Raw genomic sequence first — 23,684 nt, 5'->3', positions numbered from 1 at the left:
AGGCATTCACCAACCCGGACATCCTCACCTTCTCGCCCCGCGAGTTTAGGAGATCGGCGCAGTGACTCGCAGTTGATCAGCGGACCCGGGTGCGGTGCGGGGAGGCGGCCGTTCCCGCCTCCGCGTTCGCTGCGCGGGCCCCCCGCCTGCGCAGCAGGGCCCACCCGCCGAGCGCGAGCCCGCCCCAGGGGATCTCGATGGTGTAGGTCCAGAAGCCGAACAGCACGGCGGCCGCGGTGGCCCCGCCGGCGGGCTGGCCGAACGCCCCGATCAGCAGCGTGGCGACGCCCCCCTCCATGATCCCCGCTCCGCTGGGCGTGACCAGGGCGGTGGTGAGGACGCGGCTGAGCGCGAAGACGGCGACGGTCTCGGCCGGCCCCGGGTACGAGTCGGTGGCGACCAGGCAGGCGGCCATGATCAGGCACTGCAGGGCGAGGAAGGCGACCATCCCGAGCGACAGGCCCGCCCACCGGCTGTGGATGATGTCGGCCGTGTCCCTGCGCAGCCGTTCGATCGCCGTCGACGCCGCGTGCTCCGCCGGACGGAACCGCCGGGGCGCGAGCCGTACGAGCCCGTCGAGGACGCGGCCGAGGACGGCGGCCGCGCGGTCCCAGTACAGCGCCGTGGCGACCACGGCGACGAGGACGAGGATCGAGACGGCCCCGGCCCAGCCCGCCTTGGTGACCGTGGGATCGGTGGTCTCGCCCGCCATCAGCAGGCACACGATCCCCACGGCGGGCAGGATGAACCGGAACAGCGAGTTCCAGATGCCGGTGACCAGCGTGTAGACGACGATCGGCCGGTTGGCGAAGCCCCAGCCGCGGGTCATGCCGAACGTCAGGGCCACGCCCGCCGCCCCGCCGAACGGCAGCAGATTGCTGACCGCGCTTCCCGCCGCGTTGAGCGTGAGCGCCTGCGTGTGCGTGAGGCCGGGCAGCGCGGAGGTCATCACGAAGGTGTAGGCCCACAGGCTCGCCAGCCACAGGACGGCCATCAGCGCGATCATCTGCCACCCGAGACCGCCGAACCGGTGGCCGATCTCCGTCCAGCTCACCGTGGCGCCGGTCAGCGTGTGCACGATCTCCGGGAGATAGAGCACCAGCGCCGCGGCCAGCCCGAGCGACACCACAGACAGCGTGATCTGCAGCCACTTCCTGTTCACCCGCGTACGCCCCCAGTCCGGTGTCGGTCCCCTCCAGTCTGCCGGGCCCGGGGGGCGGCGGAATCCTCCCGGCGGAGGATCACGACCCTTAGGGGGTGGCCTGCGGGCTGCCGTCGAAGGGATGCCGCAGGCGGGTGCCGCGGGGCAGGCCGCGGCGTACGTACCACTCGGTGCCGAAGACGAAGCGGTAGGCGAACCCGGGGATCTTCAGCATGGCGCCCAGCGTGCGGTCGCCGTCGCCGCCGGTGGCCTGGCTGGCGTGGGCCGCCATCGCCGCCCGCTTGGCCTTGGCGTACTTGCGCACGTTGACCCGGTGGGTGATCGCGTCCCGGGGCGAGTAGGCCCGTTCGAAGCTCCGCACGTCGATCGCCGGGTAGAACCGGGAGGCCAGCCGCACCCCTTTGAGCAGCAGGTCGCGGTCGACCGTCGCCTCCAGCACGATGGGCGTCCCGGCGATCTCGGCGGCCCGGCTTCCGACCCGGTAGACCTGCACGTGGTCGGGGTGGCCGTAGCCGCCGGCCGGGTCGTAGATCGTGAGCAGGTCGGCGGTCTCCTCCTTGAGCACCGAGGCCAGCGCCTGCGCCGCCTCCTCGATGTCGGCGTCGATGAACGCGTTGTCCGGCCGGTCGTCGGCCACGCCGCCGTCGATGGCCAGGCCGGAGTCGCCGTAGCCGAGCAGCACGACCCGGGCGCAGCCCAGGGCCGCGGCAGACCGGTGCAACTCGTCCATGCGGGCTCTGGCCAGCTCCTCGCCGTGGGGGAGCTCCGCGAGGCCGCGCTCGCCGGCCGTCGCGACGACGAGCACCACGCGATGCCCCTCGTTGGCAAGCATGGCCATGGTCCCGGCGGTCAGCAGCGCCTCGTCGTCGGGATGGGCGTGGAAGAACACCGCCGTCCTCATCGCGCCCCACGGAACGTCGTCATCGCGTGCTCCACTCGTCAGGCCCCTCGCGGCCAGTTCCGCCCATGATCCCACGTGGCCCGGGTCGCGTGACGTCGCCCTCCCTGTGAGCAGTCGGAACAGGCGTGCGGTTTGATGGGCGTGGCGCGCTCTGCCAGGCTGAACCGGTGAGGATTCTTCACGTCAGCGACTGCTATCTGCCGCGCCTCGGGGGGATCGAGGTGCAGGTCGCCGACCTCGTCAGGGCCCAGCGGGAGGCGGGCCACACGGTCGAGGTGGCGACGGCGACGCCGGGCGAGCGGCTGCCCGGGGTGCACCGGGTGGTCGCGAACCTCCCGTTCGACCTGCCGGTCCATCCGCGCGGCACGGCCCACCTCCTCCGGATCATGGCGAGCGGACGTTTCGACGTGGTGCACGTTCACACGGGGGCGGTCTCGCCGTTCGCCTGGATGGGAGTGCGCGCGGCGGTCCGGTCCGGGCTGCCGGTGGTCGCGACCGTCCACAGTATGTGGGATCCGGTCACCCGGGGCGTCTACCGGGCGCTGCAGGCGGCCTTCGCGTGGCGGCGCTGGGGCCTGGTCCTCACCGCCGTCAGCGAGGCCGCCGCGCGCCCCATCCGCGCCGTGGCGGGGCCCCGCGTGCCCGTACAGGTGGTGTCGAACGGCCTGGACGTGACCTCGTGGCGGCCGGGGCCCGACGCCGTACGGGACGCCGGGGACGGGCCGGCGGACGACGTCGTCCATGTGGTGGCGGTCGGCAGGCTGGCGCCGCGCAAGCAGCCGTTGCGGCTGCTCAAGCTGCTGGAGACGGTGCGCAACAGGGTGCCGAGGGACATCGCGATGCGCGCCACGATCGTGGGCGACGGCCCGGCCCGCGGGCGCATGGAGCGCTACCTGCGGACCCGCCGGATGGGCTGGGTGTCGCTGCCGGGCAGGTACAGCCGGGAGCAGATCAAGGACCTGCTGGCCGGGGCCGACGTGTTCGTGGCTCCGGCTCCGCGTGAGTCGTTCGGCCTGGCCGCGCTGGAGGCCCGCGCGGCCGGCGTGCCGGTGGTGGCACGGGCGCAGAGCGGCGTGGCCGACTTCGTCAGGCCGGGAAAGGAGGGCCTGCTGGGCCGCACGTTCGACGATCTCGTCGCCTCGGTCGCGCGGCTGGCCCGCGACTCCGCCCTGCGTCAGTCGATCGCCGAGCACAACAGGGAGACCGAGCCGGTCCGCTGCTCCTGGCCCGCGGTCCTGGAGGGCTTCGCCCACTGCTACGAGCTGGCCAGGGGCGTGCCCGGTTAGAAGGGGAGGACCCTTCCTGAGGGGGTGCGCAGGTCGACCGGAGCGGGAGTTCTCGGTGGCCGCGGTCGCGGCACGATCTGCACCTTCTTCATCGGGGCCCTCCTTTCGGCGGTGTCCGTCAGTTGGTGCCGTCATGATTCCCATGAATCGGCCGAAATTATCCTCCGCGCGTCAGTTCTTGTTCTTGTAACATGCGCCCGCCGGTCATCCGCGCGTCGCCGGCGGCCCGTCGGGGCGACGCGTCACGCCGTGGTCGTGTCCCTGCTCCAGGGAGGCCGCTGGACGACCAAGATCTATCTGATAAGCGCGGGGTGCTCGATTTGGCGCCGTTTAGCGAGCGCCCTCTCGATGTGCTGCTCGGTGATCCGCGCACGCTCGTGATCTCCCTGCCGGGCGCTGGCGGCGGCGAGATTCCGGACCACCCGGAGCACGCCCCCGGCGACTTCCTGGAGATGCGATTCCCGATGCCAGCTGTCGTTGAGCGGATCCAGGCCGAGCACATTCAGCATGGCCCGGACCGCGCGGCATTTCCCGGCCGCCCTCCGGTGATCTCCGGACGCCAGTGCGGCGTTGCCCTCGGCCACCGCGCCGTGGACGGCCGCGAGGGCCTGCGGCACGTTCAGGTCGTTGTCCATGGCCTCGCTGAACTGCGGGGGAAGGGACGCGGCGGCGTCTGAGGCCACCCGCAGCACGAACCTCTCGATCCGCCGGAAGGCGGCCGCCGCCTCATCGAGGGCGTCGGGGCTGAATTCCACCGGCGACCGGTAATGGGCGGCCGCCAGGTAATAGCGGAGTTCGGCCGGCCGTACGCGGTCGAGCAGGGCCGGGACGGCCAGTGGGTTGCGGAGATGTTTGCGTATCTTCTCGCCCCGGTGCGTCACCGGTCCATTGTGCAGCCAGAAGCGTGCGAACGAATCCCCGGCGGCCCGCGACTGGGCCATCTCGTTCTCGTGGTGCGGGAATATGAGATTGGCTCCGCCGCCGTGGATGTCGAATTCCGTGCCCAGATATCTGCGGGCCATCGCGGAGCATTCCAGGTGCCACCCCGGGCGCCCGTCGCCCCAGGGTGAGTTCCACACCGGCTCGCCGGGCTTGGCGCTCTTCCACAGCGCGAAATCGCGCGGGTCGCGCTTTCCGTGCTCGTTGTCCTCGGCCGCTCGCAGATGCCTTGTCTGCTGCCGGGAGAGGGACCCGTAATGCGGGTAGGAGCCGACCGAGAAATAGACGTCACCGTCGGACTCGTAGGCGTGCCCTGACGCGACGAGCTGCTCCACCATCTCGATCATCTCCGGGATGTGTCCCGTCGCCCGCGGCTCCACGCTGGGCGGAAGGCATCCCAGGGCGGTGTACGTGCGGACGAAGGCGCGGTGGACGGGATCGGTGATCCGCCACCAGGGAACTCCCTCGGAAATGGCCCTGTGGATTATCTTGTCCTCGATGTCGGTGACGTTCCGGCAGAGCAACACCTCGTATCCACTGCTTTTCAGCCAGCGGTGCAGGATGTCGAAATTCACCTGAGATCTGAGCTGTCCCAGGTGTGGCGGGACGACGACGGTGGGACCGCAGAGATAAATCGACACCGTTCCGGGAATTCGGGGGACGAAATCGCGGAGGGCGCGGCGATGTGTATCGTGAAGGCGAAGACCCACCTAGCCGAGGGTAAGCGACTTATCCGCTCGCTGTCGATAGCGCGGGCCGGCCCCGCCCCGCACACCGGGAAATGGCGATTGTGAGGCCGGGGAATAAGGACGATCCGCCCGTCGGTTGGCGCAGGCATGGAGGAGACGAAACGGGGCCGTGTCCGGGTGGAGACGACGGCCAAGCGCGTGCGTGTCTACGTCGAGGGGCGGGCGGTGGCCGACACCACCCGGGCCCTGCTGGTCTGGGAGGTTCCCTACTACCCGGCCTACTACTTCCCGGCGGACGACGTCCGGGTGGAGGAGCTGAAGGCCACCGGGGAGACGCGGCACTCGCCCAGCAGGGGCGAGGCGGCGGTCCACGACGTGGCCGGCCGGGCGGGCGCCGCCCTGGTGTACGGAGACGACGCGCCGCTGGAGCAGATCCGGGGCCACGTCCGGTTCGACTGGAACGCGGTGGACAACTGGTTCGAGGAGGACGAGGAGGTCTTCGTCCACGCCCGCGACCCGTACACGCGGGTGGACATCCTGCCCAGCTCGCGCCACGTCCGCGTGGAGGTGGGCGGCGTGACCGTCGCCGACTCGCGCGGCCCGCGCATCCTGTTCGAGACCGGTCTGCCGCCGCGCTACTACCTGCCGAAGACCGACGTGCGGCTGGACCTGCTGCGCCCGTCCGAGACCGTCACGCACTGCCCGTACAAGGGCCGCGCGGTGTACTGGTCGGTCGGGGAGGAGGAGTCCGGCAGGGATCTCGTCTGGTCGTACCCCACGCCGCTCCCGGAGTCCCAGAAGATCGCCGGGCTGGTCGCCTTCTACGACGAGAAGGTGGACGTGTACGTCGACGGCGTCCTCCAGGACCGCCCGAAGTCGAAGTTCGCGTGACCCCCGGCGATCCGGCGATTCAGCGGCGGATCACGTGGAGGACGCTGGCGATGCGTTCGGCGGCGGTGACCACGTCGGAGGCGTGCCCGATCCGGCCGGCCCAGGACAGCCAGTACCACCACTCGCCGTCGCCGCCGCTGGAGGCGAGCACGTCCTCGGCCATCGTGGGCTCCATGGGGTTGACGACGCGCAGACGTGGATAGAGGCCGGCGGGCGCCGTCAGGCGCACCTGGAAGGAGTGGGCCTCGAGCTGCGCGGCGAGCCGCTCCAGGTGGTCCATCGCCTCGCTGCGTTCTACCGTCGTCATGGTCAGCCTCCGGAACGTCAGGACCTATCACCGGAAAGGGTGAACCCGCAACGACCCACCGGCAATCGCCCCGATCTCCCGAAACCGTGCAATAACCAGGTAACCCACCGGGATTCCGTGGAAGACACGCGGGTTCGCGAACACGAAGGCATAACAGTCCCGGGGGTTGTGTGCCTGCGCGTTTACCTTGGGGAAACAACCTGAACGGGGATCGGTTCACCACTGGAGGGCGTGCACATGGCCCGCGGAGAGCACTCACCCGCTTGCGCGCGTCGCTGGCGCGAACAGGCACAACTACGGCAGTGGACGCTCTGGCAGACGGTCCAGGCGATCCACGGGTGCTGCGGCGTCAGCCTGCTGAAGGCGCACAGGCTCGGCCGCGGGTGGTCGGCCCGGCAGGCGATCGAGGAGCTGGAGCACCTGTGCGAGCAGCAGAACCTCGGCCACCCGCGGGCGAGCATCGACCTGCTGAACGCCTGGGAGAACAACCGGGCCCGCCCGCGCCCGCAGACCATCGACCTGCTGGCCCGGCTCTACCGGGGCAACGCCGTAAGGCTCGGCCTGGCCGCCGACTACTGCGAGGACCAGGGCGGGCAGAAGATCGTCGTGGTGGGCCCGGGCCAGACCGCCGAGCAGGCCAGGGCCGAGGACCCGGCCGCCGACGACGCGGAGCGCCGGGCGCTGTTCCACCAGGCGATGCTGATGGGCACGCCGAGCGGCCGGTTCTTCGCCGAGGTCGAGGGCCTGCGCCACGACCTCGACCGCACGCTGGCCGCGGGCACGGTGAACGAGGACCAGCTCGACCGGCTGGACGAGCAGGTGCTGCGCTACCGCAGGGAGTACATGACGACCCCGCCGACGCCGATGCTCAGCCGGGTCATGCTGGAGATCTCCGACGTGCGCCGGCTGAGCGCGGTCCGCCAGCCGTCGTCGGTGCAGCGCCGCCTTCTCACCGCGACCACGATGCTCACTCTGCTCGCCGCCGACGCGCTGATGAAGCTGGGCGACACCCGCCAGGCCCACGCGTGGTACGGCACCGCCCGCGCCGCCTCCGACGACGTGGGCGACCTGCGGCTGCGGGCGCTCGTGCGGGCCCAGCAGACCATGCTCCTCTACTACTACGGCGACCTGAACGAGACGGTGCGGCTGGCCCGCGAGGCGCGGATGCTGGCCGGCTCGGCCCCCAGCTCGCCGGCGGCGCTGGCGGCGGCGGCCGAGGCCCGCGCGCTGGCCAGGATGGGCGACGGCAAGGCGGCCAGGATCGCGCTCGCCGAGGCGGAGCAGATCTTCGCCCGCATGCGCGGCATCAGCCAGGACGACCTGGCCTTCGTCTTCACCGAGAAGCGGATGAAGTTCTACCGCACCGGCACCCTGATCGAGCTGGGGGACGCCCAGCAGGTGCAGGGCATCGACGGGTTCCCTCCGGGTTTCCAGACCATCGACCCGGCGCTGATCCTGCTCGACCAGGCGAGCCACCTGGCCAGGCACGGCGACCACGAGGAGTCGTGCAGGATCGCCGCGGAGGCGCTGCGGCAGGTGCCCGCCGAACACCGCACCTCGATCGTCGTCACCCGGGCCAGGGCCCTGCTGGCGGACGCCGACCCCGCGCTGCCCGCCGTACGGCGCCTGCGGCGGGTGCTGTCGGAGTCGTCGCCCACGCTGGCACTCAGCGGGCTGTTCCCGGCTGCGGACCTCGCCGTCGCCGAGACCGCCGAGCCCGCCGAGAACGCCTGAAACCGCCATGAGGACGATGGAGACGGCACCGCTGGCGGAGGAGGCGTTCCGGGTCCTGCGTGAGGTCTGCGCGAAGATCGGAATAGACGCCCGGGGCGCGCGGCTCCTGCGGTTGCGCAGCAACGCGGTCTTCAAACTGAGCGGGAACGCTGTCGCCGGCAACAGAGCGGCCGACGGGGAGATGGTGGTGCGGATCGCGACCGCGCCGGACGCGCTGACCCGGCTGCCGGTGGTCGTGGAGGTCGCCCGCTGGCTCGCCGACCGGGGCTTTCCGACCGTGCGGCCCGCCGACGAGGTCGACCAGCCGATCGTGCACGACGGCCGGGTGGTCACCTTCTGGCGGTACGTCCCCTCCCGCGGCCGCCCGACGACCCGGCAGCTCGGCCGGGTGCTGCGCAGCCTGCACCGCGAGCCGGTGCCGCCGGTGGGGCTGCGGACGCTCACCGACCCCCTCGCCGAGGTGCGGCACGCGGTGGAGCACCGGGCCGAGGTGCTCACCGCCACCCAGCGGTCCTGGCTGAGCGACCGCATCGAGGAGCTCACCGGGCGCTGGCGCGACCTGGACACCGGCTCGCCGGTGCTGCTGCACGGCGACGCCTGGATCGACAACCTGCTGCGCTGCCAGGACGGGCACGTGGTGCTGTGCGACTGGGACGGCGTGGCCGTCGGTCCCCGTGAGTGGGACCTGGTGCACACCTACCACGGGCAGCGCCGCTTCGGCCTGTCGGCGTCCGACGTGGACGAGTTCGCCCGCGCGTACGGCTCGGACCTGCGGCTGTGGCCCGGCTACGGCACGCTGATGGAGGTGCGGGACATGTACGCCGTGGGCATCCATATCCGGAACGCCTCCGGCGACCCGTTCTCCCGGCAGGAGCTGCCCCGGCGGCTCGACTCGCTCACGCGCGGTGACGGGCACGCTCGCTGGTACATGGCGGCACCGGCATAGCCTCGGGTAATCGCGGGTACTGTCCGTACAGGCTGTGAGTGTCGCAGTGGACAATCCCTGAAAACATGGTTTGTAAAAAGCGCACCCGGGTTCGCCCCGGCGGCGGATATGCGCGCATTTCAGCGTCTCACGCGGTCGCGCGACGAATCCGCTACGCAGCCTCATGCTCCCGACCTGGGAACATGGCGTAGCTTCCAAGAAGGAGAAGCAGTTGTCTGAAGGCACCGTCAAGTGGTTCAACGCCGAAAAGGGCTTCGGTTTCATCGCTCCGGACGACGGCACCGCTGACGTGTTCGTTCATTATTCGGCGATCACTTCGAACGGTTATCGGACGCTGGACCAGAACCAGAGAGTCAGCTACGTGACCGTTCAGGGAAACAAGGGACCGCAGGCCGAACAGGTCACGCCGCTCTAAGACGTGACTCACGGTGACATCGCGGCTGTGACCGGCCGCGCCGGCGGTACCACGTCGGCCCGCGCCGCTCCGGCGGCGCGGGCCCGATGTTTTACCGTCCCTTTGCCGGGCATCGGGAACGGTCATGAGACTGAGCATGACCTCCGATCTGTGGTGGAAGAACGCGGTCGTCTACTGCCTGGACATCGAGACCTTCGCCGACGGCAACGGCGACGGGATCGGTGACTTCAGGGGGGCGATCCAGCGCATCGACCATCTGGACCGGATGGGCGTGACGTGCATCTGGCTGATGCCGTTCTTCCCGACGCCGGACAAGGACGACGGCTACGACATCACCGACTTCTACAACGTCGATCCACGCCTGGGCACGCTCGGCGACTTCGTCGAGTTCATGCGGGTGGCCAGGGACCGCGGCATCAGGGTCATCGCCGATCTCGTGGTCAACCACACCTCCGACAGACATCCCTGGTTCAAGGAGGCGCGCTCCAGCCGGGACTCCCGCTATCGGGACTGGTACATCTGGTCCGACAAGCCGGAGCCCGACGATCCCAAGGGCATCGTCTTCCCCGACAAGGAGGACAGCCTCTGGGAGTACGACGAGAAGACCGAGCAGTACTACTACCACCGGTTCTACCGGTTCCAGCCCGACCTGAACACCGCGAACCCCGAGGTGCAGGACGAGATCTCCCGGATCCTCGGGTTCTGGATGGAGCTGGGCCTTTCGGGCTTCCGGATGGACGCCGTGCCGTTCCTCGTCGAGCAGGTCACCGACAGCGGCGATCTGCCCGACCCGCACGAGTTCTTCGCCTGCCTGCGGGCCTTCCTCAGCCGCCGCGACGGCAGCGCCATCCTCCTCGGCGAGGTGAACCTGCCGTACGACGACCTGGTGCGATACTTCGGCAACGATCTCGGCGACGAGATCACCATGTGCTTCGACTTCATCACCATGCAGCGGACGTACCTGTCGCTGGCCCGCAACGACGCCGGCCCGCTGGCCGCCGCCCTGCGGGAGCGCCCCAAGGCGCCCAAGGACTCCCAGTGGGCGACGTTCGTCCGCAACCACGACGAGCTCACGCTCGACAAGCTGAACGACGCCGAGCGCGAGGAGGTCTTCGCGGCCTTCGGCCCGGACAAGGACATGCAGCTGTTCGGCCGGGGCCTGCGCCGGCGCCTGCCCACGATGCTGGGCGGCGACCTGGAACGGATCAAGATGGTCTACAGCCTGCTGTTCTCCCTGCCGGGCACCCCGGTGCTCTTCTACGGCGAGGAGATCGGCATGGGGGAGAACCTGGAGCTGGAGGGCCGCCAGGCCGTCCGGACCCCCATGCAGTGGACCCCGCACCGCAACGGCGGCTTCAGCGACGCCGACCCCTCCAAGGTGCAGATCCCCATGCCCACCGGGGACTACGGACCCGAGAAGGTCAACGTCAGCGCGCAGGAGCGCGACCCCGACTCGCTGCTGTCGTGGATCACCCGGCTGATCCGGCACTACCGCGACTGCCCGGAGTTCGCGTGGGGCGAGTACACCGTGCTCGACGCCGGCGTGGACGCCGTGTTCGCCCACCGGGCCGACTGCGACGGCGAGACGGTCGTGGCCGTGCACAACCTCGCCGAGACCGAGGTCGAGGTGGAGATCACGCTGGACGGGCTCGACTCGTCCAAGGTGCTGACCGACCTGCTGGTGGACGGCACGGTCGAGATCTCCGACTCCGGGCGGGCCCGTTTCCCCATGGGCGGGTACGGCTGCCGCTGGTTCCGCGCCTCCACCCCTGAGACGGCCCCGGCCGATTCCGCCGACGTCTCCTGAGATCCCTAGGGGATCCCTCAGGGGCGGCTCGGGTGGATCTCCGATGGGCCCGCGCCCTCCCCGCGGCCACAGTGAAGAGCCATGGGGATGGTCTTGGGATACGCACTGGTGGCACTCGGAGCCACCGCGATGCTCGCGTTACATCTGGTGGGCGGGCTCGACCCGCTCACGGCGACGATCAGCCAGTATTTCTACGCGCCGCAGGGCTGGCTGCTGCCGGCCTCGCTGACGTCGATCGCCGTGGGCTCGGCCGTGCTGGCCGTACGGCTGGACCGGCTGGGGCGGCTGGAACGGCGCGCGACGCTACTGGTGGGCATGTGGAGCGCCTGTCTGCTGCTGGTGGCCGGGTTCCCGACCGACCCGCTGGGGCTGCCACTGTCGCTCTCCGGCAACATCCACCGCTATGCCGCCTTCGTCGCCTTCGCCAGCCTGCCGGTGGCCGGGCTGCTCGTCGCCCGGGCCACCCACTCGCGCCTGGTGCGCGCGCTGTGCGCCGTCGCGCTCGGCTCGCTGCTCCTCGTGGTCCTGCCGTACGCCTTCCAGATGCTGCATCTCGACCCCGGGGCGGTGCCGGCCGGGCTCACCCAGCGCATCACCGTCGTCTCCGACATGGCGGCGCTGGTGGCCCTGTCCGTGTCGGCGGCGAGGCCGGTTCCGTCACAGGTCCGCCGCGTACGCCTGGCCGCCGAGCGCTTCGAGCGCGTCCTCGATGGCCCGGTGGAAGGTCGGATAGGCGTACATCATGTGCCGCAGCCGCGCCGTGGGGATCTCGTTCTGCACCGCCACCACGAGGGCGCCGAGCACCTCCCCACCGGCCGGCCCGGCGCTCGTGGCGCCGACCAGCACGCCGCGCCGCGCGTCCTCCACCAGCTTGACGAAGCCCTCGTGCCCGGCCCCGTGGATCCAGCCCCGGGCCGACTCGCTGACGGAGGCGATGCCCGTCCGCACGTCGATCCCGGCCTCCTGGGCCGCCCGCTCCGTCAGGCCGACCGAGGCCACCTCAGGGTCGGTGAACGTGACCCGGGGCACCGCCCGGTAGTCGGCCGGCGGGCCGCCCTCGCCGAGGATGTCGCGGGCGGCGATCCTGCCCTGGTAGACGGCGACGTGCGTGTACGCCCCCCGGCCGGTGACGTCGCCCACCGCCCACACGCCGTCGGCGGCCCGCATCCGTCCGTCCACGGCGACGAACCGGGCGTTCTCGTCGAGGCCGGCGTCGCCGGCGCCGATCGCGGCCAGGTCGGTGCTGCGCCCGGTGGCGACCAGCAGCCGTACGGCGCGAAGGGTCCGGCCGTCCTCCAGCGTGAGCGTGAAGCCGTCCTCGTCGTGCCGCACCCGCTCGGCCGCGACGCCGGTGTGCGTTTCGAGGCCCTCGCCGGCGAACACCCGGGCCAGCAGCACGCCGGCCTCCGGCTCCTCCTGCGCGAGCAGGCGGTCGGCGGCCTCCACGACCGACACCCGCGTGCCGAACCGGGCGAACACCTGGGCGAGTTCGCAGCCGACCGCCCCGCCGCCGAGCACGATCAGCGACTCGGGCACCTGCCGCGTCGCGACGGCGTCCCGGTTCGTCCAGTACGGCGTGCCCTCCAGGCCGTCGATCGGGGGGATGGCGGGGCTGGTCCCGGTGGCGAGGACGATCCCGCGCCGCGCGCGTAGCACCCGGCCGTCCACGGTCACCTCCCGCGGCCCGGTGATCCGGCCGCGGCCACGCACCAGGTGGACGCCCGCGCTCTCGAAATGCTCCGCCCTGGCGTCGTCGCTCCAGCCGTCGGTGGCCTCTGCGCTGATCCGCTCGATCACCGGGGCCCACCTGGGGGAGACCCGGACCGAGCCGGCCATGCCGGGCACCCGCCGCGCCTCGGCCAGCAGTCCCGCGGCGCGCACCATGATCTTGGAGGGGACGCAGCCCCAGTAGGCGCACTCGCCCCCGATCAGGCCGGCCTCCACGCCGGCGACGCTGAGGCCGGCCTCGGCGAGCCGTCCCGCGACGTCCTCCCCGCCGGGTCCCAGCCCGAGCACCACCACGTCGTACATCCCGTCCATGCCCGTCAACTGCCCAGGCAGGCGGAGCCGTACCACGCGCGGGGAACCCGGGACGACGCGAGGGGCGGGCCCGTGCGGGCCCGCCCCTCGCGTGTGCGCGTTCGTCAGATGAGACCGAGAGCCCGCACGGCGTCGCGCTCCTCGACCAGCTCGTTCACCGAGGCGTCGATCCGCTCGCGGGAGAACGCGTCGATCTCCAGGCCCTGGACGATCTCCCAGCGGCCGTTCCGGGACACCACCGGGAAGGAGGAGATGAGACCCTCCGGCACGCCGTAGGAGCCGTCGGACGGGATGGCGGCCGAGGTCCAGTCGCCCTCGGGGGTGCCGTTCACCCAGTCGTGCACGTGGTCGATCGCCGCGTTGGCCGCGGACGCCGCCGAGGACGCGCCGCGCGCCTCGATGATGGCGGCGCCGCGCTTGGCGACGGTCGGGATGAAGGTGTCGCGCAGCCACTCCTGCTCGACCTGCTCGGCCGCGATCTTGCCGCCGACCTCGGCGTGGAAGAGGTCCGGGTACTGCGTGGCGGAGTGGTTGCCCCAGATCGTCATCTTCCTGATCTCGGCCACCGGCACGTTCAACTTGGCCGCGAGCTGCGACAGCGCGCGGTTGTGGTCGAGGCGGGTCATCGCGGTGAACCGCTCGGCCGGCACGTCGGGGGCCGCGGACTGCGCGATGAGCGCGTTGGTGTTGGCGGGGTTGCCCACGACGAGCACACGGATGTCGTCGGCCGCGTGCTCGTTGATGGCCCTGCCCTGCGGGCCGAAGATGCCGCCGTTGGCCTCGAGAAGGTCGCCGCGCTCCATGCCCTTCGTCCGCGGGCGGGCGCCGACGAGCAGCGCGACGCTGGCGCCGTCGAAGGCCTTGGCCGGGTCGTCGGAGATCTCGATGCCCTGCAGCAGCGGGAACGCGCAGTCGTCGAGCTCCATCGCGGTGCCCTCGGCCGCCTTGACGGCCTGTGGAATCTCCAGAAGGCTGAGCTTCACCGGGATGTCAGGCCCGAGGAGCTGGCCCGAGGCGACGCGGAAGAGCAGCGCGTAACCGATCTGGCCGGCTGCGCCGGTGACGGTCACTTTGACGGTCATGACGATCCCCATTCGCGATATGTGTGACTCACGGATGTTACCCGCCGGCCCGCATCCCCTTGTGAGCAGGGAGGGGCGGTGTTCCCCGCATCGCCTTCCGGGGCGCGCGCATTCGCCGGGTCGCACCGGCGTGTCCGGTTTCCCGCCGCCGCACGTCGGGAGCGGTCTGGACGGGGATATCCGGCCCCTGGCCACGCGTTTCGCTGCGAATGGGTGAAACTTTCACGAAACACGCAGGTGACTTCAGCCGTAACGGCGCGACGGAATCCCTGCTCGGACGCCGGGTGAACGCCGGGGCGCGACTTATCCGCACATCCGCCCTTGACGCGTCTCTGTACGGCGCCGGAGGTGGTGCCTATGGTTCGTGGGAGCGCTCCCAAGCGCAGAATTCATCGCCAGGAGGACCTTCCCAATGAGATCCACCCCCCGACCGGGAGCCGTGAGCTCCACGGTGCGCCGCGGCCTGGTCGCGGCGGCCGTGCTCGCGCTCGGTTCCACGGCGGCCGTCGCAACCGCCACCTCGGCGAGTGCCGCGGTCTCCTGCAAAGTCAACTACTCCGCCAGTGAGTGGCAGGGCGGCATGTCCGTCAACCTGACCATTCAGAACCTGGGCGACGCCCTCAACGGCTGGACCCTCGCCTTCACGTTCCCGAACAGCGGCCAGAAGGTCAGCCAGGGCTGGTCCGGCAACTGGAGCCAGTCGGGCAGCAACGTGACCGTGACCGCCATGGACTGGAACAAGTCCCTGTCCACCGGCGGCTCGACGAGCATCGGCTTCAACGGCACCTGGTCCGGAAGCAACCCGGCGCCGACCGACTTCAAGATCAACGGTGTGTCCTGCAACGGCACCCCGCAGTCGCCGTCGCCGTCGCCGTCGCCCTCGGCCTCTCCGTCCGCCTCGCCCTCCCCCAGGGTCTCCCCGTCCGCCTCGCCCTCGCCGCGGGTCTCCCCGTCGGCCTCGCCCTCGCCGCGGGTCTCTCCGTCGGCGTCCCCCTCCCCGTCGGCCTCGCCGCAGCCGCCCGGGACCCACGTGGACAACCCGTACGCCGGCGCCACGGGCTACGTGAACCCGGACTGGTCGGCCAGCGCGAGATCCGAGCCGGGCGGCTCGCGGGTGGCCAACGTCTCCACGGCGATCTGGCTGGACCGCATCGCCGCGATCAGCTCCGGCTCGGCCGGCAACAACAGCATGGGCCTGCGTGACCACCTCGACGAGGCGGTCGAGCAGGACGCGGCCAACGGCAGCGCGCCTCTCACGATCCAGGTCGTCATCTACGACCTGCCGAACCGCGACTGTTCGGCGCTCGCCTCCAACGGCGAGCTGAAGGTCTCGCAGAACGGCCTCGCACGGTACAAGAGCGAGTACATCGACGTGATCGCCGGCATCATGGCCGACTCGAAGTACTCGAACCTCCGCATCGTGACGATCATCGAGCCCGACTCGCTGCCGAACCTGATCACCAACGTCAACAACTTCCAGGCGTGCCAGGAGGCCCAGTCCTCGGGCGCCTACGTCCAGGGTGTGCAGTACGCGCTGAACAAGCTGCACGCGATGAGCAACGTGTACACCTACGTGGACGCGGCTCACCACGCCTGGCTCGGCTGGGACACCAACTTCCAGCCGATGGTGAACCTCTTCCACCAGGTCGCCACCGGCACCACCGCCGGTGTGAACAGCATTGACGGCTTCATCGTCAACACGGCCAACGCCTCCGCGCTGACCGAGCCGTACTTCAACATCAACACCACGGTGAACGGCCAGTCGGTGCGCCAGTCCCACTGGATCGACTGGAACTGGTACGTGGACGAGTCGTCCTTCGCGACCGGTCTCCGCAACGCCCTGGTGGCGAAGGGCTTCCCGAACACCATCGGCATGCTGGTCGACACCTCCCGCAACGGCTGGGGCGGCTCGGCCCGTCCGACCGGGCCGAGCACGTCCACCAACGTGGACACCTTCGTCAACGAGTCGCGCGTCGACCGCCGGATCCACGCCGGCAACTGGTGCAACCAGTCCGGCGCCGGTATGGGCGAGCGGCCGAGGGCGAACCCCGCCACCGGTTTCGACGCCTACGTCTGGATCAAGCCGCCGGGTGAGTCCGACGGTGCCAGCTCGGCGATCGAGAACGACGAGGGCAAGGGCTTCGACCGGATGTGTGACCCGACCTACACCGGTAACAGCCTGAACGGCAACAACATGTCCGGTGCTCTGCCGAACGCTCCGGTCTCGGGCCACTGGTTCTCCGCCCAGTTCCAGCAGCTCATGCAGAACGCCTACCCGCCCCTCTCGTAACACGAGGCGCGAGTGACAGCGGGCCCCGCCGCATCCGCGGCGGGGCCCGCCCCTGTTTTCCGGTCCTTGTTTTCCGGTCCTTGTTCTCCGGTCCTGTTCTCCGGCCATGGGGCCGGTCAGGAGTAGTGGTTCGACCTGCTGCTCCGGGTGAGCTTGAACACCACCGACACGATCAGCGCGATCGCACCGATGATCAGAACCCACTTCAGGGCGCCGAAGAGGAGCCCGATGACGGAACCGAGAAGGAAGAACCCGACGATGACGGCGGCGGCGATGAGGAGAATGCGTCCCATGCCTTCACCGTACGGTCCGCCCTCCCGCCGTTCCCAGGGCTGAAGCCCAAGTTCAGGGCAGACTCAGGGTCATCTCAGGGTGGGTCAGTCGTTGGCGTGCAGCGCCGCGTTGAGCTCGATGCCCCTGCTGTCGCGCGACACCGCCTCGACCGCGCCTGTCGTCGAGTTGCGGCGCAGCAGCAGACCCGACTTGCCCGACAGCTCCCTCGCCTTCACGACCGTCCCGTCCGGCAGCGTGACCTTGGTGCCCGCCGTGACGTACAGCCCGGCCTCCACCACGCAGTCGTCGCCGAGCGAGATCCCGATGCCGGAGTTGGCCCCGAGCAGGCAGCGCTCGCCGATCGAGATGACCTCCTTGCCGCCGCCGGACAGCGTCCCCATGATCGAGGCGCCGCCGCCCACGTCGGATCCGTCGCCCACGACGACCCCCGCCGAGATGCGGCCCTCCACCATGGAGGCGCCGAGCGTGCCGGCGTTGTAGTTGACGAAGCCCTCGTGCATGACGGTGGTGCCGCTCGCCAGGTGGGCGCCGAGCCGTACGCGGTCGGCGTCGGCGATCCGCACCCCGGCCGGCAGCACGTAGTCGACCATCCGGGGGAACTTGTCCACGCCGTACACGGTCACCGGGCCCCGGGCGCGCAGGCGCAGCCGCACCTCCTCGAAGCCCTCCACCCTGCACGGGCCGTGGTTGGTCCACACGACGTTGGCCAGCAGCCCGAAGATCCCGTCGAGGTTGAGCGCGCGCGGCCGGACCAGGCGGTGGGACAGCAGGTGCAGGCGCAGGTACACGTCGTGCGCGTCGGCCGGCGGGGCCGACAGGTCGGCGATGCCGGTGCGCACGGCCACGACCTCGACGCCCCGGGCGGGGTCGGGGCCGACCAGGTCCGCCATGCCCTCGCCGAGGTCGTCGCCCGCGATCGGCTCGGTGCCCACGGCCGGGGGCTCGCCCAGCGCCGGGAAGGGGAACCAGGTGTCCAGCACGGTGCCGTCCGCGGCGATCGTGGCGAGGCCGATGCCGTACGCACCCGAGGTGGAGTCGAAAGCTGTCATGTGCACCTACGCTACCGGCTCACGGAGGGGCGTTCCGGGGGCGGACGACGCCTGGCTCGCAGGCGTAACGCACGGCCTGGACGCGGTCGAAGGCGCTCCACTCGCTCGGAGTGAAGGCCAGGACCGGGCCCGAGCGGTCCTTGCTGTCCCGTACGGCCACCATGGGCTCTCGTCGATGTCGGCGGAGTCCCCGTATGCCGGTACGAACTCCTTCCGCCGCCCCCGCGTGACCTGTGTCAACGCGCCGTTTCCGTGGGTTTCAGGTTGAAAGGGGGCATTACGGGGAAAGTTGACTCGGCACGACTGAGTCGCGTAAACATCGGCCCGATGGGGGGCGAATGACCGACGTGCAGAAGACCGACGTGCAGAAGTACGCCCGGGACTGCTTCCGCGGGGTCACCTCCGACCGGTTGGGCGTCGAGCTGGAGTTCCTGGTCTTCGACGCGGACAACCCCGCCCTTCATGTCCCCATCGCCCGGACCGCGAGCGCGCTCCCCGCCCTTCCGGGCGGCAGCCGGGTGACGTTCGAGCCCGGCGGGCAACTCGAACTGTCCGCCCCGCCGGACGTCCTGCCCGCCGCCGTCGCGAAGCTCGCCGCCGACGTCGACGCCGTACGGCTCGCGCTCGCCCGGGCCGGGCTGCGCCTGGGCGGCCGCGGCCTGGACACCCTGCGCCCGCGCCTGCGGCAGTTACGAGAGCCCAGATATGAGGCGATGGCCGCCGTCCTGGAGCGGCCGCACGGCCTGACGATGATGTGCTCGACGGCGTCGATCCAGGTCAACCTGGACTTCGGCGAGGATCACCACGCCCGCTGGGAACGGGCCCACGTGCTCGGCCCGGTGCTGGTCGCGGCCTTCGCCAACTCGCCCGCCGACGGGTGGGCCTGCGGACGCCAGGCCGTGTGGGGCAGGCTCGACCCGAGCAGGACCGCGCCGGTCGCGCAGAGCGGCGACCCGGCCGGCGACTGGGCGCGCTACCTCCTCGACGCCCGCCTCATGCTGGTCCGGGAGGCCGGCGGTCTCCGGCCGGTCCTCGACGGCTCGGCGTTCCGCGATTTCGCCCGCGTGGCCGGGCGGCCCCCCGGGCACGCCGACCTCGCCTACCACGCCACCACGCTCTTCCCGCCCGTACGGCCCCGGGGCTGGCTGGAGGTGCGCTACCTCGACGCGCAGGGGGCCACCGAGTGGCCCGTGTGCGTGGCCGTCGTCCACGCGCTCGTCACCGACGACAGGGCCGCCGGGATCGCGATGGAGGCGGCCCGGCCGAGCGCCCACCGGTGGGCGGACGCCGCCCGTCTCGGTCTCGCCGACCCCGACCTGCGCCGCTCCGCCTCGGTCTGCTTCGCCGCCGCCGCCGAGGCCCTGCCCCGCCTCGGGGCCGAGCCCTCGCTGGTCGCCCGGGTCCGCGCGTTCGCCTCTCGGCACATCGAATCCGGCCGATCGCCGGCCGCCGACCAGATGGAGGAGATGTTCGCGTGACCGATCTCGACGCCGCCCTGGGCGCCGCCGGCCTGACCGGCCCGACCGGCCTGAAGGAGCGGATCGCGGCCGAGCTCGCCGCCGTACGCGAGCGGTCGCTCGCCTACACCGACGCCGACGACGACATGCTCGTGCGACAGCACTCCCTCCTGATGTCGCCGCTGGTCTGGGACCTCGCCCACGTCGGCAACTACGAGGAGCTGTGGGTGCTGCGCGAGGTGGGCGGCATCGAACCGCTGCGCCCGGAGATCGACCACCTCTACGACGCGTTCAAGTATCCGCGCAAGGACCGGCCGTCGCTCCCGCTGCTCGACCCGGCCGAGGCGAGGAAGTACATCTCCGGCGTGCGCGGCCGGGTGCTCGACGTGCTCGACCGGGTGGACCTGACCGCCCCCGACCCGCTGCGGTCCGGGGGTTACGTCTTCGGGCTGGTGCTGCAGCACGAGCACCAGCACGACGAGACCATGCTCGCCACGCTCCAGCTGTCCCGGCGGCCAGGCCTGGTTCGCGACGGGGAACTGCCGCCCGGCCGGCCCGGCGCCGATCCCGAGGTGCACATCCCCGCCGGGGTCTTCACGATGGGCACCGGCGGGGGCACCGACACCGTGGCCTGGGCCTACGACAACGAGCGGCCGGCCCACCGGCTGTACCTGCCGGGCTACCGGATCGACCGCCACCCCGTCACCAACGGGGCCTACCTGGAGTTCGTCGAGGACGGCGGCTACCGCGACCCGCGCTGGTGGCTGCCGCAGGGCTGGGAGTGGGTCGAGCGGAACGGCGTGGAGGCCCCGCTGTTCTGGACGCGCGACGGCGACGTCTGGTGGCGGGTCCGGTTCGGCCGGGAGGAGCCCGTGCCGCCGGAGGAGCCGGTGCAGCACGTCTCGTGGTACGAGGCGGACGCGTACGCCCGCTGGGCGGGCAAGCGCCTGCCGACCGAGGCCGAGTGGGAGAAGGCGTGCGGCGGCCGCACCTACCCCTGGGGAGAGGCCGACCCCGGCCACCACGGGCGCTGGGCCAACCTCGGCCACCGCGCGGCCCGGCCCGCCCCCGCCGGGGCCTTCCCGGACGGCGCGAGCCCCTATGGCGTCGAGCAGCTCATCGGGGACGTGTGGGAGTGGACCGACTCCTGGTTCCAGCCCTATCCCGGCTACCGGTGCTTCCCCTACGAGGAGTACAGCAAGGTCTTCTTCGGGGAGACCCACCGGGTGCTGCGCGGCGGATCGTGGGCCACCCATCCCTCCGCCGTCCGCACGACCTTCCGCAACTGGGACTACCCGATCCGGCGGCAGATCTTCGCCGGGTTCCGCTGCGCCCGCTCGGAGGAGTGACGAAATGTGCCGCCACGCGGCGTGGCTGGGCCCCGCGCGGTCCCTGACCACGCTCATCAGCGACCCCGAGCACGGCCTGCTGCGCCAGTCGTACGCGCCGCGCCTGCAGAAGTACGGCACGGTGAACGCCGACGGGTTCGGCTTCGGCTGGTACGACGGGTCCCGGCCCGTGCGCTACCGCCGTACGGTGCCCGTCTGGGCGGACGCCAACCTGCCCGGCCTCGCCGCGGCGGCCCGCTCGACCTGCCTGATCGCGGCGGTGCGGTCGGCCACGGCCGGGATGCCGATCGAGGAGACGGCCACCGCGCCGTTCGCCGACGGGCCCTGGCTGCTCAGCCACAACGGCAGGGTCGGGCGCGAGGCCGTCCGGCCCCTCGCGGCCGACGCGGAGAGCGTGTGCGACTCGGCGTGGCTCGCCGCGGCCGTGTTCACCCGGTTGCGGGACGGCCTGCCGCTCGCCGACGTCCTGTCCGCCGTCGTCGGCGCGGCCGCCGAGGGCGATCCGGAGGCCCGGCTCAACCTGCTCGTCACGGGAGGTTCCCACCTGGCCGCGGTCGCGTGGGGCGACACGTTGTTCACCCACCTGGAGGAGGGGGTGCTCGTCGCGAGCGAGCCGCTGGACGACCGGCCGGGCTGGCGGGCCGTGCCCGACAGAAGCCTGCTGCTCGCGTCCCCCGACGGCGTTTCGGTGACACCCATCGATTGAGAGGCGACCATGAGCGTCACGGACCATCTCGGCGGCGACTACCTGCGCCAGGCTCTGGAGAGCGACGTACGTGCCGGGCTCACCTCGTCACCCAAGTGGCTGCCCCCCAAGTGGTTCTACGACGCGGCGGGCAGCGAGCTGTTCTCCCGGATCACCCGGCTGGCGGAGTACTACCCCACCCGGCGCGAGCTGGAGATCCTGCGCCGCCGCGCCGTCGACGTCGCCGGCCTGAGCCGCGCCGACACGCTCGTCGAGCTGGGCTCGGGCACCAGCGAGAAGACCGTGCTCCTGCTCGACGCGCTGGCCAACGCGGGCACGCTGCGGGCCTACACGCCGGTCGACGTGGACGACGTCACGCTGGAGGCGGCGGCGGAGCGGCTCGCCGTACGCTATCCCGGCCTCGACATGCGGCCGGTGCGCGCCGACTTCGAGCAGCACCTGGCGCTGCTGCCGAGGACCGGCCGGCGGCTGGTGGCCTTCCTCGGCGGCACGATCGGCAACCTCCCTCCCGCCGCGCGGGAGGTGTTCCTCAAGGAGCTGCGCGCCACGCTGCGGCCGGGCGACACCCTGCTGCTCGGCACCGACCTGGTGAAGGACAGGAGGCGGCTGGTCGCGGCGTACGACGACCCGGGAGGTGTGACGGCCGCCTTCAACCGCAACGTGCTGCACGTGCTCAACCGGGAGCTGGACGCCGGTTTCGAGCCGGAGGCGTTCGAGCACGTCGCGCTGTGGGACGAGGACAACGACTGGATCGAGATGCGGCTGCGGGCCACGCGGCCCATGGAGGTCCCGATCGGGGCGCTCGGCCTCACGGTCGCCTTCGCCGAGGGCGAGGAGATGCGCACGGAGATCAGCGCCAAGTTCCGCAGGGAGGGCGTGCTCGACGAGCTGTCCCGGGCCGGGTTCGCGGTCTGCCGCTGGTACACCGACGGCGCCGCCGACTTCGCGGTGACCCTGGCCGCGGTGTCACCGGCTGAGCGCCTGCCCGGCGCCCACGGGTGACACGCCCGCGGGCAGCGGCAGGCGCAGGACGAAGCGGGCGCCGCGCGGGGAGTCCTCGACGCGCAGCGTCCCGTGGTGCGTGTCGGCCGTGACGCGGCACAGGGCGAGGCCCAGCCCGGTGCCCTTGGGGTCGCGACGGCGGCCTTCCTTCAGACGGACGAACGGCTCGAAGACCCGCTCGCGGTCCTCCGGCGCGATGCCGTCGCCGTCGTCGAGCACGGTGATGATCGCCTCGCCCCCGGCCCGCCCCACCGTGACGTCGACCCTGCTGCACGCGTGGCGCTGGGCGTTGACCATCAGGTTGGTCAGCACGCCGCACAGCTGGACCCGGTTGCCGAGGACGGTCACCTCGTCCTCGACATCGACGTGCACGGGCACGCCGTCCGTCCGGGCGGCGGCCTCCTCCCGCGCGAGCGCGCCGAGGCTGACCAGCTCGGGTTCGCCTGTCGCGGCCGTGCGGACGCGGGCGACCGTGAGCATCTCGTCGATGATCGCCTGGCACCTCTCCGTGGTGCGCACCGCCGTACGGATCGTCTCGTACGGATCGGTCTCCTCGCGGTAGAGCAGGGCCTCCTCCAGCTGCGTGCGCAGCCCGGCGAGCGGGCTGCGCAGCTCGTGGGAGACCATCGAGGCGAAGTGCTTCTGCTGGCGCACCGAGGTGTCGAGGTGTTCGAGCAGGTGGTTGGAGGCCCGCGCGAGTTCGGCGATCTCGTCGCGCCCGGACGGCTGGGGGACGCGCAGGGTCAGGTCGCGGACGCTGATCTCGGTCACCCTCTCGCGAATCTCCCTGACCGGGCGCAGCGTGCGGCCCGCGACGCGCCAGCTCGCCCAGGTCCATCCGGCGGTCATCAGCAGCACTCCGATCCCGATGAACAGCTCCAGCCGTCGCGAGGCCAGGAGGCCGGGCTCGGTCCTCCCCGCGTAGACGGCGTGCGGCTCGCCGTCCCAGAACAGCCGGGACTGCATCGGCAGGAGCCGTACGGCGGTGAGCACGACGCACCGGCCCTCATCCGGGCACTCGATCCGGTACTGCAGCGGGTCCTGGCCCGTGGGGAAGGGTGTGGTCAGCGGGGGCAGGCCGCGCGCCGCCCGGCTGGCGGTGATCACCCGGTTGCGGGAGTCGACGAGCTGCACCAGGTCCTTGTGCGTGGCGGGCGGCTCGGGGACGCCGCCGGAGCCCATCGAGGAGATCCAGTCGGTGGCCACCCGCTGGGTTTCCATGAAGAGGTGGTCGTGGATCCGGTTGCGGATGGCGATGTCCAGGCTGAAACCGATCACCGTGAGGAAGACGAGGGAGAGGACCGCGCTCATCAGGGCGGTCCGCGCCTGGATCGAGCG

Annotated in this window: 21 protein-coding genes and 1 pseudogene; 12 read left to right on the top strand and 10 right to left on the bottom strand. The window is 71.4% G+C overall.

What is annotated here, in order from left to right:
- Positions 1-76 precede the first annotated feature (76 nt).
- Positions 77-1,162 carry a lysylphosphatidylglycerol synthase domain-containing protein gene (locus ACGFIB_RS22435; protein WP_393374637.1) on the bottom strand — a complete coding sequence of 362 codons (1,086 nt, stop codon included), beginning with the start codon at positions 1,160-1,162 and terminating at the stop codon, positions 77-79.
- Between the two features lie 88 nt (positions 1,163-1,250).
- The gene (locus ACGFIB_RS22430) at positions 1,251-2,063 is read right to left on the bottom strand and encodes a PIG-L deacetylase family protein (protein WP_142573840.1); all 813 of its coding nucleotides are present in this window, start codon (positions 2,061-2,063) and stop codon (positions 1,251-1,253) included.
- A 167-nt stretch (positions 2,064-2,230) separates the two neighbouring features.
- Here ACGFIB_RS22430 and ACGFIB_RS22425 point away from each other — a divergent pair, with 167 nt between their 5' ends.
- Positions 2,231-3,349 (top strand): glycosyltransferase family 4 protein, encoded by a 1,119-nt coding sequence (locus ACGFIB_RS22425; RefSeq protein ID WP_357264283.1) that lies wholly within the window; start codon positions 2,231-2,233, stop codon positions 3,347-3,349.
- 293 nt (positions 3,350-3,642) lie between these two features.
- Here the strand turns inward: ACGFIB_RS22425 and cysS are convergent, their stop codons facing one another.
- The gene (cysS, locus tag ACGFIB_RS22420; protein ID WP_357249885.1) at positions 3,643-4,998 is read right to left on the bottom strand and encodes a cysteine--tRNA ligase; all 1,356 of its coding nucleotides are present in this window, start codon (positions 4,996-4,998) and stop codon (positions 3,643-3,645) included.
- Positions 4,999-5,124: 126 nt separating this feature from the next.
- Between cysS and ACGFIB_RS22415 the strand changes: the two genes are divergently transcribed.
- Positions 5,125-5,868, top strand: coding sequence for a DUF427 domain-containing protein (locus tag ACGFIB_RS22415; RefSeq protein WP_357249882.1), 744 nt, complete (start codon positions 5,125-5,127; stop codon positions 5,866-5,868).
- 19 nt (positions 5,869-5,887) lie between these two features.
- Here ACGFIB_RS22415 and ACGFIB_RS22410 read toward each other — a convergent pair whose 3' ends face one another.
- The gene (locus tag ACGFIB_RS22410; protein ID WP_142573831.1) at positions 5,888-6,175 is read right to left on the bottom strand and encodes a hypothetical protein; all 288 of its coding nucleotides are present in this window, start codon (positions 6,173-6,175) and stop codon (positions 5,888-5,890) included.
- Between the two features lie 237 nt (positions 6,176-6,412).
- Here ACGFIB_RS22410 and ACGFIB_RS22405 point away from each other — a divergent pair, with 237 nt between their 5' ends.
- From ACGFIB_RS22405 to ACGFIB_RS22385, 5 genes and pseudogenes are all read left to right on the top strand, one after another.
- On the top strand, positions 6,413-7,909 hold the full coding sequence (locus tag ACGFIB_RS22405; RefSeq protein ID WP_223853869.1) for an XRE family transcriptional regulator: 1,497 nt from the start codon (positions 6,413-6,415) through the stop codon (positions 7,907-7,909).
- A gap of 16 nt (positions 7,910-7,925) precedes the next feature.
- Positions 7,926-8,855 carry a phosphotransferase enzyme family protein gene (locus ACGFIB_RS22400; RefSeq protein ID WP_393374631.1) on the top strand — a complete coding sequence of 310 codons (930 nt, stop codon included), beginning with the start codon at positions 7,926-7,928 and terminating at the stop codon, positions 8,853-8,855.
- Between the two features lie 211 nt (positions 8,856-9,066).
- Positions 9,067-9,270 carry a cold-shock protein gene (locus ACGFIB_RS22395; protein WP_030511616.1) on the top strand — a complete coding sequence of 68 codons (204 nt, stop codon included), beginning with the start codon at positions 9,067-9,069 and terminating at the stop codon, positions 9,268-9,270.
- A 136-nt stretch (positions 9,271-9,406) separates the two neighbouring features.
- On the top strand, positions 9,407-11,077 hold the full coding sequence (locus ACGFIB_RS22390; RefSeq protein WP_357249876.1) for an alpha-amylase family protein: 1,671 nt from the start codon (positions 9,407-9,409) through the stop codon (positions 11,075-11,077).
- 81 nt (positions 11,078-11,158) lie between these two features.
- Positions 11,159-11,653 (top strand): annotated as a pseudogene (locus ACGFIB_RS22385) (DUF998 domain-containing protein); the annotation flags it as partial.
- A gap of 81 nt (positions 11,654-11,734) precedes the next feature.
- On the opposite strand, the gene ACGFIB_RS22380 reads toward ACGFIB_RS22385, so the two are convergent.
- Both ACGFIB_RS22380 and ACGFIB_RS22375 read right to left on the bottom strand, forming a co-directional pair.
- Positions 11,735-13,117, bottom strand: a complete 1,383-nt coding sequence (locus tag ACGFIB_RS22380; RefSeq protein WP_142574027.1) for a dihydrolipoyl dehydrogenase family protein — start codon at positions 13,115-13,117, stop codon at positions 11,735-11,737.
- Between the two features lie 104 nt (positions 13,118-13,221).
- Positions 13,222-14,199, bottom strand: a complete 978-nt coding sequence (locus ACGFIB_RS22375; RefSeq protein WP_357016999.1) for a malate dehydrogenase — start codon at positions 14,197-14,199, stop codon at positions 13,222-13,224.
- Between the two features lie 412 nt (positions 14,200-14,611).
- On the opposite strand from ACGFIB_RS22375, the gene ACGFIB_RS22370 reads away from it, so the two are divergent.
- Positions 14,612-16,489, top strand: coding sequence for a glycoside hydrolase family 6 protein (locus ACGFIB_RS22370; protein WP_409348771.1), 1,878 nt, complete (start codon positions 14,612-14,614; stop codon positions 16,487-16,489).
- Positions 16,490-16,605: 116 nt separating this feature from the next.
- Here the strand turns inward: ACGFIB_RS22370 and ACGFIB_RS22365 are convergent, their stop codons facing one another.
- From ACGFIB_RS22365 to ACGFIB_RS22355, 3 genes are all read right to left on the bottom strand, one after another.
- Complete coding sequence (locus ACGFIB_RS22365) at positions 16,606-16,782, bottom strand: hypothetical protein (protein ID WP_167748377.1); 177 nt, start codon at positions 16,780-16,782, stop codon at positions 16,606-16,608.
- Positions 16,783-16,866: 84 nt separating this feature from the next.
- Positions 16,867-17,832 carry a 2,3,4,5-tetrahydropyridine-2,6-dicarboxylate N-succinyltransferase gene (dapD, locus tag ACGFIB_RS22360; RefSeq protein ID WP_357264300.1) on the bottom strand — a complete coding sequence of 322 codons (966 nt, stop codon included), beginning with the start codon at positions 17,830-17,832 and terminating at the stop codon, positions 16,867-16,869.
- A gap of 19 nt (positions 17,833-17,851) precedes the next feature.
- A complete protein-coding gene (locus tag ACGFIB_RS22355) occupies positions 17,852-17,995 on the bottom strand; it encodes a DUF397 domain-containing protein (RefSeq protein WP_142573818.1) in 144 nt (47 codons plus the stop codon).
- 175 nt (positions 17,996-18,170) lie between these two features.
- On the opposite strand from ACGFIB_RS22355, the gene ACGFIB_RS22350 reads away from it, so the two are divergent.
- From ACGFIB_RS22350 to egtD, 4 genes are read left to right on the top strand one after another with little or no spacing between them, the layout of a single operon-like run.
- Positions 18,171-19,310: a glutamate-cysteine ligase family protein gene (locus tag ACGFIB_RS22350; RefSeq protein WP_393374622.1), complete on the top strand. Its 1,140-nt coding sequence runs from the start codon at positions 18,171-18,173 to the stop codon at positions 19,308-19,310.
- The gene (gene egtB / locus ACGFIB_RS22345) at positions 19,307-20,638 is read left to right on the top strand and encodes an ergothioneine biosynthesis protein EgtB (RefSeq protein WP_393374620.1); all 1,332 of its coding nucleotides are present in this window, start codon (positions 19,307-19,309) and stop codon (positions 20,636-20,638) included. Before ACGFIB_RS22350 ends, egtB begins: the two co-directional genes overlap by 4 nt.
- A gap of 4 nt (positions 20,639-20,642) precedes the next feature.
- Positions 20,643-21,344 carry an ergothioneine biosynthesis protein EgtC gene (gene egtC / locus ACGFIB_RS22340; protein WP_357249864.1) on the top strand — a complete coding sequence of 234 codons (702 nt, stop codon included), beginning with the start codon at positions 20,643-20,645 and terminating at the stop codon, positions 21,342-21,344.
- A gap of 9 nt (positions 21,345-21,353) precedes the next feature.
- Entirely contained in the window at positions 21,354-22,346 is a 993-nt protein-coding gene (egtD, locus tag ACGFIB_RS22335; protein WP_357249861.1) for an L-histidine N(alpha)-methyltransferase, read from the top strand.
- On the opposite strand, the gene ACGFIB_RS22330 is transcribed toward egtD, so the two are convergent.
- Positions 22,311-23,657: a sensor histidine kinase gene (locus ACGFIB_RS22330; RefSeq protein WP_393374616.1), complete on the bottom strand. Its 1,347-nt coding sequence runs from the start codon at positions 23,655-23,657 to the stop codon at positions 22,311-22,313. The genes egtD and ACGFIB_RS22330 overlap by 36 nt on opposite strands.
- Between the last annotated feature and the right edge of the window lie 27 nt (positions 23,658-23,684).

Source organism: Microbispora bryophytorum (assembly GCF_043197435.1).
In the GTDB taxonomy this organism is placed as follows: Bacteria; Actinomycetota; Actinomycetes; order Streptosporangiales; family Streptosporangiaceae; genus Microbispora; species Microbispora bryophytorum.
The sequence above is the reverse complement of the archived record's forward strand: the minus strand, read 5'-3'. Positions and strand labels throughout refer to the sequence as shown.